This window comes from Escherichia sp. R1 (assembly GCF_003000935.1).
GTDB classification, from domain to species: domain Bacteria; phylum Pseudomonadota; class Gammaproteobacteria; order Enterobacterales; family Enterobacteriaceae; genus Escherichia; species Escherichia coli.
This window is the reverse complement of record NZ_PSRU01000001.1, coordinates 282,090-296,449: the sequence shown is the minus strand read 5'-3', so window position 1 is coordinate 296,449 and position 14,360 is coordinate 282,090. Positions and strand designations below refer to the sequence as shown.

11 protein-coding genes are annotated in these 14,360 nt (G+C 50.1%); 8 read left to right on the top strand and 3 right to left on the bottom strand.

What is annotated here, in order from left to right:
* Positions 1 to 53: 53 nt before the first annotated feature.
* Complete coding sequence (gene moeB / locus C4F37_RS01475; RefSeq protein ID WP_000829255.1) at positions 54 to 803, bottom strand: molybdopterin-synthase adenylyltransferase MoeB; 750 nt, start codon at positions 801 to 803, stop codon at positions 54 to 56.
* A complete protein-coding gene (moeA, locus tag C4F37_RS01470) occupies positions 803 to 2,038 on the bottom strand; it encodes a molybdopterin molybdotransferase MoeA (protein WP_000397347.1) in 1,236 nt (411 codons plus the stop codon). Before moeA ends, moeB begins: the two co-directional genes overlap by 1 nt.
* A 203-nt stretch (positions 2,039 to 2,241) precedes the next feature.
* On the opposite strand from moeA, the gene iaaA reads away from it, so the two are divergent.
* From iaaA to C4F37_RS01435, 7 genes are all read left to right on the top strand, one after another.
* Positions 2,242 to 3,207, top strand: a complete 966-nt coding sequence (gene iaaA, locus C4F37_RS01465) for a beta-aspartyl-peptidase (protein ID WP_000513805.1) — start codon at positions 2,242 to 2,244, stop codon at positions 3,205 to 3,207.
* Positions 3,194 to 5,065: a glutathione ABC transporter ATP-binding protein GsiA gene (gsiA, locus tag C4F37_RS01460; RefSeq protein ID WP_001538498.1), complete on the top strand. Its 1,872-nt coding sequence runs from the start codon at positions 3,194 to 3,196 to the stop codon at positions 5,063 to 5,065. Before iaaA ends, gsiA begins: the two co-directional genes overlap by 14 nt.
* A gap of 19 nt (positions 5,066 to 5,084) precedes the next feature.
* Positions 5,085 to 6,623, top strand: coding sequence for a glutathione ABC transporter substrate-binding protein GsiB (gene gsiB, locus C4F37_RS01455; RefSeq protein ID WP_000090182.1), 1,539 nt, complete (start codon positions 5,085 to 5,087; stop codon positions 6,621 to 6,623).
* Between the two features lie 17 nt (positions 6,624 to 6,640).
* A complete protein-coding gene (gsiC, locus tag C4F37_RS01450; RefSeq protein ID WP_000936043.1) occupies positions 6,641 to 7,561 on the top strand; it encodes a glutathione ABC transporter permease GsiC in 921 nt (306 codons plus the stop codon).
* Between the two features lie 2 nt (positions 7,562 to 7,563).
* Positions 7,564 to 8,475 (top strand): glutathione ABC transporter permease GsiD, encoded by a 912-nt coding sequence (gsiD, locus tag C4F37_RS01445; RefSeq protein ID WP_001538499.1) that lies wholly within the window; start codon positions 7,564 to 7,566, stop codon positions 8,473 to 8,475.
* Positions 8,476 to 8,651: 176 nt separating this feature from the next.
* Complete coding sequence (locus C4F37_RS01440) at positions 8,652 to 11,000, top strand: sensor domain-containing phosphodiesterase (RefSeq protein ID WP_000950324.1); 2,349 nt, start codon at positions 8,652 to 8,654, stop codon at positions 10,998 to 11,000.
* 7 nt (positions 11,001 to 11,007) lie between these two features.
* The gene (locus C4F37_RS01435; protein WP_000086884.1) at positions 11,008 to 12,336 is read left to right on the top strand and encodes a GGDEF domain-containing protein; all 1,329 of its coding nucleotides are present in this window, start codon (positions 11,008 to 11,010) and stop codon (positions 12,334 to 12,336) included.
* 46 nt (positions 12,337 to 12,382) lie between these two features.
* Here C4F37_RS01435 and rimO read toward each other — a convergent pair whose 3' ends face one another.
* Complete coding sequence (gene rimO, locus C4F37_RS01430) at positions 12,383 to 13,708, bottom strand: 30S ribosomal protein S12 methylthiotransferase RimO (protein ID WP_000049378.1); 1,326 nt, start codon at positions 13,706 to 13,708, stop codon at positions 12,383 to 12,385.
* Between the two features lie 212 nt (positions 13,709 to 13,920).
* Between rimO and bssR the strand changes: the two genes are divergently transcribed.
* Positions 13,921 to 14,304 carry a biofilm formation regulator BssR gene (gene bssR, locus C4F37_RS01425; protein WP_000497137.1) on the top strand — a complete coding sequence of 128 codons (384 nt, stop codon included), beginning with the start codon at positions 13,921 to 13,923 and terminating at the stop codon, positions 14,302 to 14,304.
* The last annotated feature ends 56 nt before the right edge of the window (positions 14,305 to 14,360 follow it).

Sequence of the window (14,360 nt, the reverse complement as noted above, 5' to 3'; positions counted from 1 at the left end):
AATTGCTGATGACGTGGCGGAGTGCCGCGTCTTATCTGGCCTGGAGGTGGCAGTTACTGCCCGCACACCTCACACCCCGGATTACGCATCAGTTTCATTTCGCGAAACTGACAGGTCATCGCATCGTACATCACGATTTTCCCGCTGGCTGGTTTGCCATAACCTGCCAGCAGTTTGATTGCTTCCATTGCCTGCAACGAACCAATTACGCCGATTAACGGTGCCATCACGCCTGCTTCTACGCAGGTTAACGCGTTCTCGCCAAACAAACGGCTAAGGCAGCGATAGCACGGTTCGCCGTCCTGATAAGTGAAGACCGTGATTTGCCCTTCCATACGAATTGCCGCGCCGGAAACCAGCGGCACCTTCGCGGCAAAACAGCCTGCGTTCAGTTGATTACGTACTGCAACGTTATCCGTACAGTCGAGCACCAGATCGTGTTTTGCAATCATCGCAGCAAGTTCAGCGTCATCAAGCAGCGCATTGACTGGCGTAATCGCGATATGTGGGTTGATCCGCGTCAGGGCGTCACGGGCGGATTCCACCTTTGGTTGCCCGACCGTGGCATCACTGTGCAGCGTCTGGCGTTGCAGATTGGAGAGCGAAACCGTGTCGAAGTCGAGCAGCGTCAGGTTGCCGACACCGGCGCTTGCCAGATACTGCGAAGCTGCGCAGCCGAGTCCACCAAGGCCGACGACCAGCACACGAGAATCTTTTAGCGCCTCCTGACCGTCAAAATCAAAACCGCGCAGAATGATTTGCCGGTTGTAGCGCAGCATCTCCTGATCGCTGAGTTCTGCCATTACAGGCCTCCGAACAACGCGTTAAACGGTTCGACTTCCACCCATTCGCCCACGTCAACATTGCCGCGCTCGCGTTCCAGCACGATAAAGCAGTTGCCGAGGCTAAAGGAGCTAAATATATGTGAACCCTGATGTCCGGTGGTCGTCACTTCCAGTTCGCCATCGGCGTTGCGTTGCAGCACGCCGCGCTGGAAATCAAGGCGTCCTGGCGTTTTTTTCAGGCGGGACGCTGTGCGTACACGCTGGCGCGCGGGCAGGCCACTGGCGGTATTGCCGCTTAGTTTTGCCAGCAAAGGCTGTACCAGTTGATAGAAGGTCAGCGTCGCTGAAACCGGGTTGCCCGGCAGGCCGCAGAACCAACTATTAGAAAGTTTACCGAATGCGAACGGTTTACCCGGTTTAATCGCCAGTTTCCAGAAGGCGATCTCCCCCAGCTCTTCAAGAATCGTTTTGGTGTAATCCGCTTCACCCACTGAAACACCGCCGGAACTGATCACCACATCCGCCTGGCTGTCGGCTTCAATAAATGCGGCGTGCAGGGCATGGGGATCGTCGCGGATAATCCCTAAGTTGATTACCTCGCATCCCAACTGTTCTAACATCAGGTGTACGGCGAGACGGTTGGTATCGTAGATTTGGCCGTCGCCCAGCGGCTGACCGGGCAACTGGAGTTCATCACCGGTAGAAAAAAGCGCTACACGCACTTTACGAATCACCGGAACTTCGGCAATCCCTAGCGAAGCAATCACTGGCAGTTCAGCGGTAGTCAGGCGAGTCCCCGCCGGGAAAACAACCGCACCTGCAGAGATATCTTCACCGCGACGGCGAATATTTTGCCCGCTACGCGCTTCAGCAGTAAAACGCACGCCATTGTCCGTTTGTTCAGTCTGCTCCTGCATCACCACCGCTTCGCAGCCTTCCGGCACCGGCGCACCGGTCATAATACGAATGCAGGTACCCGCAGGCCATTCACCATGGTACGGCTGACCGGCAAAGGATTTACCGGCAACGGGCAGCGGTTGCCCGGAGGCAATATCGGCTAAACGCACCGCGTAGCCGTCCATAGCGGAGTTATCAAACCCCGGGACATCCAGTGGCGAAACGACATCGCTCGCCAGAATACGGCCAAAACACTGAACCAGTGGCAGCGTTTCCTGGGCGGTCAGTGGGGTAACGCGAGAAAGCATCTCATTAAGCGCGGTGTCGAGCGACATCAATCCGGTGGTAAATTCCATGAAAACACTCCTGCGGAGGCAAAATCGAATTTGCCTATTATGTCAGAAAAACGCCACAGACTGTATGCCACCTCGGGCGTAGCGCTGGCTCCTGCCTTTACATGCCATATCCATCTTTCTATATTCAAAAATTGAATGAGTCATTCATAAAAATTCTGATATTTATAGCAAAAGTGGCGAGCCACCCTTAATGGACGAATACTATGGGCAAAGCAGTCATTGCAATTCATGGTGGCGCAGGTGCAATTAGCCGCGCGCAGATGAGTCTGCAACAGGAATTACGCTACATCGAGGCGTTGTCTGCCATTGTTGAAACCGGGCAGAAAATGCTGGTAGCGGGCGAAAGTGCGCTGGATGTGGTGACGGAAGCGGTGCGTCTGCTGGAAGAGTGTCCACTGTTTAACGCCGGAATTGGCGCTGTCTTTACGCGTGATGAAACCCATGAACTGGACGCCTGTGTGATGGATGGTAACACCCTGAAAGCCGGTGCGGTGGCGGGCGTTAGCCATCTGCGTAATCCGGTTCTTGCCGCCCGACTGGTGATGGAGCAAAGCCCGCATGTGATGATGATTGGCGAAGGGGCAGAAAATTTTGCGTTTGCTCATGGCATGGAGCGCGTCTCGCCGGAGATTTTCTCCACACCTTTGCGTTATGAACAACTAATGGCAGCGCGCGAGGAAGGGGCAACCGTCCTCGACCATAGCGGTGCGCCACTGGATGAAAAACAAAAAATGGGCACCGTAGGGGCCGTGGCGTTAGATTTAGACGGCAATCTGGCGGCAGCCACGTCCACGGGCGGAATGACCAATAAATTACCCGGACGAGTTGGCGATAGTCCCTTAGTGGGGGCCGGATGCTATGCCAATAACGCCAGTGTGGCGGTTTCCTGTACCGGCACGGGCGAAGTCTTCATCCGCGCGCTGGCGGCATATGATATCGCCGCGTTAATGGATTACGGCGGATTAAGTCTCGCGGAAGCCTGCGAGCGGGTAGTAATGGAAAAACTCCCTGCGCTTGGCGGTAGCGGTGGCTTAATCGCTATCGACCATGAAGGGAATGTCGCGCTACCGTTTAACACCGAAGGAATGTATCGCGCCTGGGGCTACGCAGGCGATACGCCAACCACCGGTATCTACCGTGAAAGAGGGGACACCGTTGCCACACAGTGATGAACTTGATGCCGGTGATGTGCTGGCGGTTGAAAATCTGAATATTGCCTTTATGCAGGAGCAGCAGAAAATAGCTGCGGTCCGCAATCTCTCTTTTAGCCTGCAACGTGGTGAGACGCTGGCAATTGTTGGCGAATCCGGCTCCGGTAAGTCAGTGACTGCGCTGGCATTGATGCGCCTGTTGGAACAGGCGGGCGGTTTAGTGCAGTGCGATAAAATGCTGTTGCAGCGGCGCAGTCGCGAAGTAATTGAACTTAGCGAGCAGAGCGCTGCACAAATGCGCCATGTGCGCGGTGCGGATATGGCGATGATATTTCAGGAGCCGATGACATCGCTGAACCCGGTATTTACTGTGGGTGAACAGATTGCTGAATCTATTCGTCTGCATCAGAACGCCAGTCGTGAAGAAGCGATGGTCGAGGCGAAGCGGATGCTGGATCAGGTACGCATTCCGGAGGCACAAACCATTCTTTCACGTTATCCGCATCAACTCTCTGGCGGGATGCGCCAGCGAGTGATGATTGCGATGGCGCTGTCATGCCGCCCGGCGGTGCTGATTGCCGATGAGCCAACCACCGCGCTGGATGTCACTATTCAGGCGCAGATCCTGCAATTAATCAAAGTATTGCAAAAAGAGATGTCGATGGGCGTTATCTTTATCACTCACGATATGGGCGTGGTGGCAGAGATTGCCGATCGGGTACTGGTGATGTATCAGGGCGAGGCGGTGGAAACGGGTAGCGTCGAACAGATTTTTCATGCACCGCAACATCCTTATACCCGTGCGCTGTTAGCTGCTGTTCCGCAACTTGGTGCGATGAAAGGGTTAGATTATCCCCGACGTTTCCCATTGATATCGCTTGAACATCCAGCGAAACAGGAGCCACCCATCGAGCAGAAAACGGTGGTGGATGGCGAACCTGTTTTACGGGTGCGTAATCTGGTCACCCGTTTCCCTTTGCGCAGCGGTTTGTTGAATCGCGTAACGCGGGAAGTGCATGCCGTTGAGAAAGTCAGTTTTGATCTCTGGCCTGGTGAAACGCTATCGCTGGTGGGAGAGTCTGGCAGCGGTAAATCCACCACCGGGCGGGCGTTGCTGCGCCTGGTCGAATCGCAAGGCGGCGAAATTATCTTTAACGGTCAGCGAATCGATACCTTGTCACCCGGCAAACTTCAGGCATTGCGCCGCGATATTCAGTTTATTTTTCAGGACCCTTACGCTTCGCTGGACCCGCGTCAGACCATCGGTGATTCGATTCTCGAACCGCTGCGCGTACACGGTTTATTGCCAGGTAAAGAAGCGGCTGCACGCGTTGCGTGGTTGCTGGAGCGCGTGGGCCTGTTACCGGAACATGCCTGGCGTTACCCTCATGAGTTTTCCGGCGGTCAGCGCCAGCGCATCTGCATTGCTCGCGCGTTGGCATTGAATCCAAAAGTGATCATTGCCGACGAAGCCGTCTCGGCGCTGGATGTTTCTATTCGCGGGCAGATTATCAACTTGTTGCTCGATCTCCAGCGTGATTTCGGCATTGCGTATCTGTTTATCTCCCACGATATGGCCGTGGTTGAGCGGATTAGTCATCGTGTGGCGGTGATGTATCTCGGGCAAATTGTTGAAATTGGTCCACGGCGCGCGGTCTTTGAAAATCCGCAGCATCCTTATACGCGTAAATTACTGGCGGCAGTTCCGGTCGCTGAACCGTCCCGACAACGACCGCAGCGTGTACTGCTGTCGGACGATCTTCCCAGCAATATTCATCTGCGTGGCGAAGAAGTTGCAGCCGTCTCGTTGCAATGCGTCGGGCCGGGGCATTACGTCGCACAACCACAATCAGAATACGCATTCATGCGTAGATAACATTCAGGCGGAGAATAAAATGGCAAGAGCTGTACACCGTAGTGGGTTAGTGGCGCTGGGCATTGCGACAGCGTTGATGGCATCTTGTGCATTCGCTGCCAAAAATGTGGTGGTGGCAGTAGGATCGAACTTCACCACGCTCGATCCGTATGACGCAAATGACACGTTATCTCAGGCCGTAGCGAAATCGTTTTACCAGGGGCTGTTCGGTCTGGATAAAGAGATGAAACTGAAAAACGTGCTGGCGGAGAGTTATACCGTTTCCGATGACGGCCTTACTTACACCGTGAAATTGCGGGAAGGCATTAAATTCCAGGATGGCACCGATTTCAACGCAGCGGCGGTGAAAGCGAATCTGGACCGGGCCAGCGATCCGGCGAATCATCTTAAACGCTATAACCTGTATAAGAATATTGCCAAAACGGAAGCGATCGATCCGACAACGGTAAAGATTACTCTCAAACAGCCATTCTCAGCGTTTATTAATATTCTTGCCCATCCGGCGACCGCGATGATTTCACCGGCAGCGCTGGAAAAATATGGCAAGGAGATTGGTTTTCATCCGGTGGGAACCGGACCGTATGAACTGGATACCTGGAATCAGACCGATTTTGTGAAGGTGAAAAAATTCGTGGGTTACTGGCAGCCAGGATTGCCCAAACTGGACAGCATAACCTGGCGTCCGGTGGCGGATAACAACACCCGCGCGGCAATGCTGCAAACCGGTGAAGCGCAGTTTGCTTTCCCCATTCCCTACGAGCAGGCCGCACTGCTGGAGAAAAACAAAAATATCGAGTTGATGGCCAGTCCGTCAATTATGCAGCGTTATATCAGTATGAACGTGACGCAAAAGCCGTTCGATAACCCGAAGGTCCGTGAGGCGCTGAATTACGCCATTAACCGCCCGGCGCTGGTGAAAGTGGCCTTCGCGGGCTATGCAACGCCAGCTACTGGTGTGGTACCGCCGAGTATCGCCTACGCGCAAAGTTATAAACCGTGGCCTTACGATCCAGTGAAAGCGCGCGAATTACTGAAAAAGGCGGGATATCCCAACGGTTTCAGTACCACGCTGTGGTCGTCACATAACCACAGCACCGCGCAGAAAGTGCTGCAATTTACCCAGCAGCAGTTAGCGCAGGTCGGGATTAAAGCCCAGGTGACTGCGATGGATGCCGGACAGCGGGCGGCAGAAGTTGAAGGTAAAGGGCAAAAAGAGAGCGGCGTGCGGATGTTCTACACTGGCTGGTCGGCTTCAACCGGCGAAGCAGACTGGGCTCTATCGCCGCTGTTTGCCTCGCAGAACTGGCCACCGACGCTGTTTAATACCGCGTTTTACAGCAATAAACAGGTGGATGACTTCCTGGCTCAGGCACTGAAAACTAATGATCCGGCGGAAAAGACCCGCTTGTATAAGGCGGCGCAGGATATCATCTGGCAAGAGTCGCCGTGGATCCCGCTGGTGGTAGAAAAACTGGTGTCGGCACACAGTAAAAACCTGACCGGTTTTTGGATCATGCCAGACACCGGCTTCAGCTTTGAAGATGCGGATTTGCAATAAGCAACGCAGGGAGTGGAATGCTTAATTACGTTATCAAACGCTTACTGGGGTTGATTCCGACGCTGTTTATCGTCTCGGTGCTGGTGTTTTTATTTGTCCACATGCTGCCCGGCGATCCGGCGCGATTAATTGCCGGGCCCGAAGCTGATGCGCAGGTTATAGAACTGGTGCGTCAGCAGCTGGGGTTGGATCAGCCGCTATATCACCAGTTCTGGCACTATATCAGCAATGCTGTGCAGGGGGATTTTGGCCTGTCGATGGTGTCGCGTCGTCCGGTTGCCGATGAGATTGCCAGCCGCTTTATGCCAACGCTGTGGCTGACCATAACCAGTATGGTCTGGGCGGTGATATTTGGTATGGCGGCGGGAATTATCGCCGCCGTCTGGCGTAACCGTTGGCCGGATCGATTGAGTATGACTATTGCGGTGTCGGGGATTTCGTTTCCGGCATTTGCTCTGGGGATGCTTTTAATTCAGGTATTCTCCGTTGAACTGGGCTGGCTGCCTACCGTGGGAGCAGACAGTTGGCAGCACTACATTTTACCCTCCCTGACGCTCGGCGCGGCAGTGGCCGCCGTGATGGCGCGCTTTACCCGCGCGTCGTTTGTCGACGTTTTAAGCGAAGATTATATGCGTACCGCGAGGGCGAAAGGGGTGAGCGAAACCTGGGTTGTCCTCAAACACGGGCTACGCAACGCGATGATCCCGGTAGTGACCATGATGGGCTTACAGTTTGGATTTTTACTCGGTGGTTCCATCGTGGTGGAGAAAGTTTTCAACTGGCCCGGACTTGGACGCTTACTCGTTGACTCCGTTGAAATGCGCGATTACCCGGTGATTCAGGCGGAAATTCTGCTTTTCTCGCTGGAATTTATTCTTATCAACTTAGTGGTGGATGTGCTTTACGCCGCCATTAACCCGGCTATCAGGTACAAGTAAGGATGCGACTATTTAACTGGCGACGTCAGGCGGTGTTAAACGCCATGCCACTGGTCAAACCTGACCAGGTACGTACACCGTGGCATGAATTCTGGCGACGATTTCGCCGTCAGCATATGGCGATGACCGCCGCATTGTTCGTTATTTTATTGATTGTGGTGGCCATTTTTGCACGCTGGATCGCTCCCTATGACGCCGAAAATTATTTTGATTATGACAATCTGAATAACGGACCTTCTTTGCAGCACTGGTTTGGTGTCGATTCACTGGGGCGCGACATTTTCAGCCGTGTCCTGGTTGGTGCGCAAATATCGCTGGCGGCGGGCGTGTTTGCCGTGTTTATCGGTGCGGCGATCGGGACGTTGCTGGGCTTGCTGGCTGGATATTATGAAGGCTGGTGGGATCGGCTGATCATGCGCATTTGCGATGTGTTGTTTGCCTTCCCGGGTATTTTACTGGCGATCGCTGTTGTTGCGGTGTTGGGAAGCGGCATTGCTAACGTGATTATCGCAGTCGCCATTTTTTCCATCCCCGCGTTTGCCCGGCTGGTGCGCGGCAACACGCTGGTGTTGAAACAGCAAACCTTTATCGAGTCAGCACGCAGTATTGGTGCCAGCGATATGACCATTTTGTTGCGTCATATCTTGCCTGGGACCGTCTCTTCTATCGTGGTGTTTTTCACCATGCGCATTGGCGCCTCGATTATCTCTGCCGCCAGCCTGTCATTTCTCGGCCTCGGTGCGCAGCCGCCGACACCAGAGTGGGGTGCAATGCTCAATGAGGCACGAGCGGATATGGTTATCGCGCCGCATGTCGCTGTTTTTCCGGCCCTGGCTATTTTTCTGACCGTACTGGCGTTCAATTTGTTGGGCGATGGTTTACGCGATGCGCTGGATCCGAAAATTAAAGGATAGTTACGTTTGAATATTGCTTGAAAGGGTAATCACCTCACAGGAAATTATTGCCCTAAGCAAGTGTTGTAACTTTCTGCTGATTTTGTAGAATCGGGTAATTTGGTTAAAAAGCCGCAGCAAGGGACTATTTTGCAGCGGCACAGCGTTCAGACAGTTATTTTGTTAAATGTATTAACATGCTGAGTTTATACGAAAAGATAAAGATAAGGCTGATAATTTTATTTTTATTGGCAGCACTGTCATTTATTGGTCTTTTTTTCATCATTAACTATCAACTGGTATCGGAACGCGCGGTAAAACGTGCCGATAGCCGCTTTGAACTTATTCAGAAAAACGTTGGCTATTTCTTTAAAGATATTGAACGTTCGGCCCTGACATTAAAGGACTCACTGTATTTATTAAAAAATACAGAGGAGATTCAACGTGCCGTGATTCTGAAAATGGAAATGATGCCATTTTTAGACTCGGTGGGACTGGTACTTGATGATAATAAATATTATCTCTTTTCGCGGAGGGCGAATGATAAAATCGTTGTTTATCATCAGGAACAAGTAAATGGACCGCTTGTCGACGAGTCAGGGCGGGTTATTTTTGCCGATTTTAACCCATCGAAACGACCGTGGTCGATGGCTTCAGATGACTCTAACAACAGCTGGAATCCGGCATACAATTGCTTTGATCGTCCGGGTAAAAAATGTATCTCTTTTACGCTACACATCAACGGCAAAGATCATGATTTGTTAGCGGTAGATAAAATTCATGTCGATTTAAACTGGCGATATCTGAACGAGTATCTTGATCACATCAGCGCTAATGATGAAGTTCTATTTTTAAAGCAAGGTCATGAGATCATTGCTAAGAATCAACTCGCTCGTGAAAAATTGATTATTTATAATAGCGAAGGTAATTATAATATTATTGATTCTGTCGATACGGAATATATTGAAAAAACATCAGCGGTGCCAAACAACGCATTATTCGAAATCTATTTTTATTATCCTGGTGGTAATTTATTGAACGCATCAGATAAACTTTTTTATCTGCCGTTTGCTTTCATTATTATCGTATTGCTGGTGGTTTATTTAATGACCACTCGAGTGTTCCGTCGGCAATTTTCTGAAATGACAGATTTGGTCAATACGCTGGCGTTTTTGCCCGACTCTACGGATCAAATCGAGGCTCTGAAGATTCGTGAAGGCGATGCGAAAGAGATTATCAGCATCAAAAATTCGATCGCGGAAATGAAAGATGCTGAAATTGAACGGGCAAATAAATTGCTCTCGCTGATCTCTTACGATCAGGAAAGCGGTTTTATTAAAAATATGGCGATTATTGAGTCCAACAATAATCAGTATCTGGCTGTGGGGATCATCAAACTGTGTGGTCTGGAAGCTGTGGAAGCGGTGTTTGGTGTTGATGAACGCAATAAAATCGTCAGGAAATTGTGTCAGCGAATTGCCGAGAAATATGCGCAATGCTGCGATATCGTGACATTTAATGCCGATCTCTATTTACTCCTGTGCCGGGAAAATGTACAGACGTTTACCCGTAAGATAGCGACGGTAAACGATTTTGACAGCAGTTTTGGCTACCGCAATCTGCGCATCCATAAGTCTGCTATTTGTGAACCTTTGCAGGGGGAAAACGCCTGGAGTTACGCAGAAAAGCTGAAACTGGCGATTTCCAGTATCCGCAACCATATGTTCTCAGAGTTTATTTTCTGTGATGATGCGAAACTCAACGAAATAGAAGAGAATATCTGGATTGCGCGTAATATTCGCCATGCAATGGAAATTGGCGAACTATTCCTGGTCTATCAACCGATTGTTGATATTAACACCCGCACCATTTTGGGCGCGGAGGCGTTGTGCCGTTGGGTGTCTGCGGAGCGGGGGATTATTTCACCGCTGAAGTTCATTACCATTGCTGAAGATATCGGGTTTATCAATGAGCTGGGCTATCAAATTATTAAAACCGCGATGGGTGAATTCAGACATTTTAGTCAGCGTGCGTCGCTGAAGGATGATTTCTTACTGCATATTAATGTTTCGCCCTGGCAGTTAAACGAACCACACTTTCATGAGCGTTTTACTACCATCATGAAAGAAAATGGCCTGAAGGCGAACAGCCTTTGTGTTGAGATCACCGAAACCGTGATCGAGCGAATTAATGAACATTTCTATCTCAATATTGAACAACTGCGTAAACAAGGGGTACGGGTATCGATTGATGACTTTGGCACCGGTTTGTCAAACCTGAAACGTTTTTATGAAATTAATCCAGACAGTATAAAGGTGGATTCGCAATTTACCGGCGATATTTTCGGTACTGCAGGAAAAATTGTGCGCATTATTTTCGATCTGGCACGCTATAACCGGATCCCGGTGATTGCGGAAGGCGTAGAGAGCGAAGACGTTGCGCGTGAATTAATCAAATTAGGATGTGTTCAGGCTCAGGGGTATCTGTACCAGAAACCCATGCCATTCTCCGCCTGGGATAAAAGTGGAAAATTAGTAAAAGAGTAGTTTACGTATGTCCAGAATCAATAAATTCGTACTTACAGTCAGTCTGCTGATTTTTATCATGATTTCAGCAGTTGCCTGCGGGATCTACACTCAAATGGTAAAGGAACGGGTGTATGGCCTGAAACAGTCCGTTATTGATACTGCTTTTGCGGTGGCAAATATTGCTGAATATCGGCGTAGTGTGGCAATTGATCTCATCAACACGCTAAATCCTACGGAGGAACAGCTGTTGGTTGGCTTACGCACAGCTTACGCCGACTCGGTTTCACCCTCTTATTTGTACGATGTCGGTCCTTATCTGATTTCCAGTGACGAATGTATTCAGGTAAAGGAGTTCGAGAAAAATTATTGTGCAGATATTATGCAGGTTGTTAAGTATCGACATGTCAAAAATACAGGGTTTATCTCTTTTGATGGTAAAACCTTCGTCTATTACCTCTATCCGGTAACTCACAATCGTAGTCTGATATTTTTGCTTGGTCTGGAACGTTTTTCTTTACTGTCAAAATCGCTGGCGATGGATAGCGAGAACCTGATGTTCTCCCTGTTCAAGAACGGTAAATCGGTGACCGGTGATGAATATAACGCTAAAAACGCCATCTTCACCGTTTCGGAAGCAATGGAGCACTTCTCCTATTTGCCGACCGGGTTGTACGTATTTGCTTATAAAAAAGACGTTTATTTTCAGGTATGTACATTGATTATTTTCTTTGCCGCATTGGTGGCAGTGATATCGGGTGCCAGTTGCCTCTATCTGGTACGCAGAGTGATTAATCGTGGTATTGTGGAGAAAGAAGCCATTATTAATAACCATTTTGAACGCGTACTGGATGGCGGGCTTTTCTTTTCGGCTGCCGATGTCAAAAAACTCTACAGTATGTATAACTCGGCATTCCTGGACGATCTGACCAAAGCGATGGGCAGAAAATCCTTTGACGAAGATTTAAAAGCGCTGCCGGAAAAAGGCGGTTATTTGTGCCTGTTTGACGTCGATAAATTCAAAAACATTAACGACACCTTCGGTCATTTGCTGGGCGATGAAGTGTTGATGAAAGTGGTGAAAATCCTTAAATCACAGATCCCGGTAGATAAAGGTAAAGTTTACCGCTTCGGAGGTGACGAATTTGCGGTGATTTATACTGGCGGCACGCTGGAAGAGTTGCTATCGATTCTAAAAGAAATCGTTCATTTCCAGGTGGGAAGCATTAATTTAAGCACCAGTATCGGTGTAGCGCATTCAAATGAATGTACTACCGTTGAACGTTTGAAAATGCTGGCGGATGAGCGGCTGTATAAGAGTAAGAAAAACGGCAGGGCGCAGATTAGCTGGCAGTAATCATTATTCGCAGGCCGGACAAATGATTTTGCCCGGCCTGAATTAATTAAACCCGGCTACCCCACAAATCGTACTCATCGGCGTGCTCGACTTTCACTCGCAGGATATCACCCGGCTTAACGTTGGTTTCACCATTGAGATAAACCGCGCCGTCGATTTCCGGTGCATCTGCCATGCTGCGACCAATCGCGCCTTCTTCGTCCACTTCGTCGATAATCACCAGAATTTCACGGCCCACTTTCTCTTGCAGGCGCTCGGCGGAAATTTGCTGCTGCAACTGCATGAAACGGTTCCAGCGTTCTTCTTTCACTTCTTCCGGAACCTGGTCAGGCAGGGCATTGGCGTCTGCACCTTCAACCGGGCTGTATTTAAAGCAGCCAACGCGATCCAGACGTGCTTCTTTCAGGAAGTCGAGTAGCATCTGGAAATCTTCTTCCGTCTCGCCAGGGAAGCCAACAATAAAGGTTGAGCGTAGGGTCAGTTCCGGGCAGATTTTGCGCCACTGTTTGATGCGCGCCAGTTGGCGATCTACAGAACCCGGACGTTTCATCAGTTTGAGAATGCGCGGGCTGGCGTGCTGCAACGGAATGTCCAGATACGGCAGGATTTTGCCCTCTGCCATCAGTGGGATGACGTCGTCCACATGCGGATAAGGGTAAACGTAGTGCAGACGTGTCCAGATCCCCAGTTTCGATAACTGTTCGCACAGGCTGACCATGCTGGTTTTTACCGGCTCGCCGTTGTGGAAGCCAGTACGATGTTTAACATCGACGCCATACGCGGAAGTATCCTGCGAGATCACCAGAATTTCTTTAACGCCCGCATCAACCAGACGTTTCGCTTCACTTAACACTTCGCCAATCGGACGGCTCACCAGATCGCCGCGCATAGACGGAATAATGCAGAAGGTGCAGCGGTGATTACAGCCTTCAGAAATTTTCAGATAGGCATAATGACGCGGCGTCAGTTTCACACCTTGTTCTGGCACCAGGCTCAGGAATGGGTTGTGTTTCGGTTTTGGCACGTAGTGATGAACGTGCTCCAGAACCTGCTCATAGCTATGAGGCCCGGTGATTTCCAGCACTTTCGGGTGGACTTCGCGGATCTGATCTTCTTTTGCCCCCAGACAACCGGTCACAATTACCTTGCCGTTTTCATTCAACGCTTCACCAATGGCTTCCAGTGATTCTTGTACCGCGCTGTCAATAAAGCCGCAGGTGTTGACGATCACCATGTCCGCATCATCATAGCTCGGTACCACGTCATAACCTTCAGTGCGTAGTTCGGTGAGAATACGCTCTGAATCGACAAGGTTTTTCGGACAGCCAAGGGAAACAAAGCCGATTTTCGGCTGGGGAGTTACTTTGCTCATAGCTTAAAAAATATTCAGTTACAGGAAAGGTCAGGGCAGGGATTCTACAGAGTTCTGGATAAAATTTGTATCGCAATCTCATTCGCTGGCGGAGTGGAAGGAAATGTAAATTTTGTTAATTCGGCGTGAAGAATTGATCCTGGACAGCATTTTGCTCAAAAAACAGCCATACTATTTAATTGCAACAAGGCTGGAAAGAGGAGGATCGAAGTATGTTCGTTGACAGACAGCGAATCGATCTGCTGAACCGGTTGATCGACGCACGCGTTGACCTCGCCGCATACGTGCAACTGAGGAAGGCAAAAGGATACATGTCCGTCAGCGAAAGCAATCATCTACGAGATAACTTTTTTAAACTGAATCGCGAACTGCACGATAAATCGCTGCGGTTGAATCTTCATCTGGATCAGGAAGAGTGGAGTGCTCTTCATCATGCTGAAGAAGCATTAGCGACAGCCGCAGTATGTTTGATGAGTGGGCACCATGATTGCCCGACTGTTATTACCGTCAACGCCGATAAGCTTGAAAATTGTCTGATGAGCTTAACGCTGAGTATCCAGAGCCTGCAGAAGCACGCCATGCTTGAGAAGGCCTGAAAACTAAGGGGGAGAAAGCGTCTCCCCCTTCATGTTTAAGTTTTTGTAAAAATGAA

Bases quoted from the DNA above. Each gene is read 5' to 3' on its own strand.
- C4F37_RS01435 (WP_000086884.1), top strand. From the start codon at position 11,008: ATGTCCAGAATCAATAAATTCGTACTTACAGTCAGTCTGCTGATTTTT.
- bssR (WP_000497137.1), top strand. From the start codon at position 13,921: ATGTTCGTTGACAGACAGCGAATCGATCTGCTGAACCGGTTGATCGAC.
- gsiC (WP_000936043.1), top strand. From the start codon at position 6,641: ATGCTTAATTACGTTATCAAACGCTTACTGGGGTTGATTCCGACGCTG.
- rimO (WP_000049378.1), bottom strand. From the start codon at position 13,708: ATGAGCAAAGTAACTCCCCAGCCGAAAATCGGCTTTGTTTCCCTTGGC.
- C4F37_RS01440 (WP_000950324.1), top strand. From the start codon at position 8,652: ATGCTGAGTTTATACGAAAAGATAAAGATAAGGCTGATAATTTTATTT.
- moeB (WP_000829255.1), bottom strand. From the start codon at position 803: ATGGCAGAACTCAGCGATCAGGAGATGCTGCGCTACAACCGGCAAATC.
- gsiB (WP_000090182.1), top strand. From the start codon at position 5,085: ATGGCAAGAGCTGTACACCGTAGTGGGTTAGTGGCGCTGGGCATTGCG.
- gsiD (WP_001538499.1), top strand. From the start codon at position 7,564: ATGCGACTATTTAACTGGCGACGTCAGGCGGTGTTAAACGCCATGCCA.
- moeA (WP_000397347.1), bottom strand. From the start codon at position 2,038: ATGGAATTTACCACCGGATTGATGTCGCTCGACACCGCGCTTAATGAG.
- iaaA (WP_000513805.1), top strand. From the start codon at position 2,242: ATGGGCAAAGCAGTCATTGCAATTCATGGTGGCGCAGGTGCAATTAGC.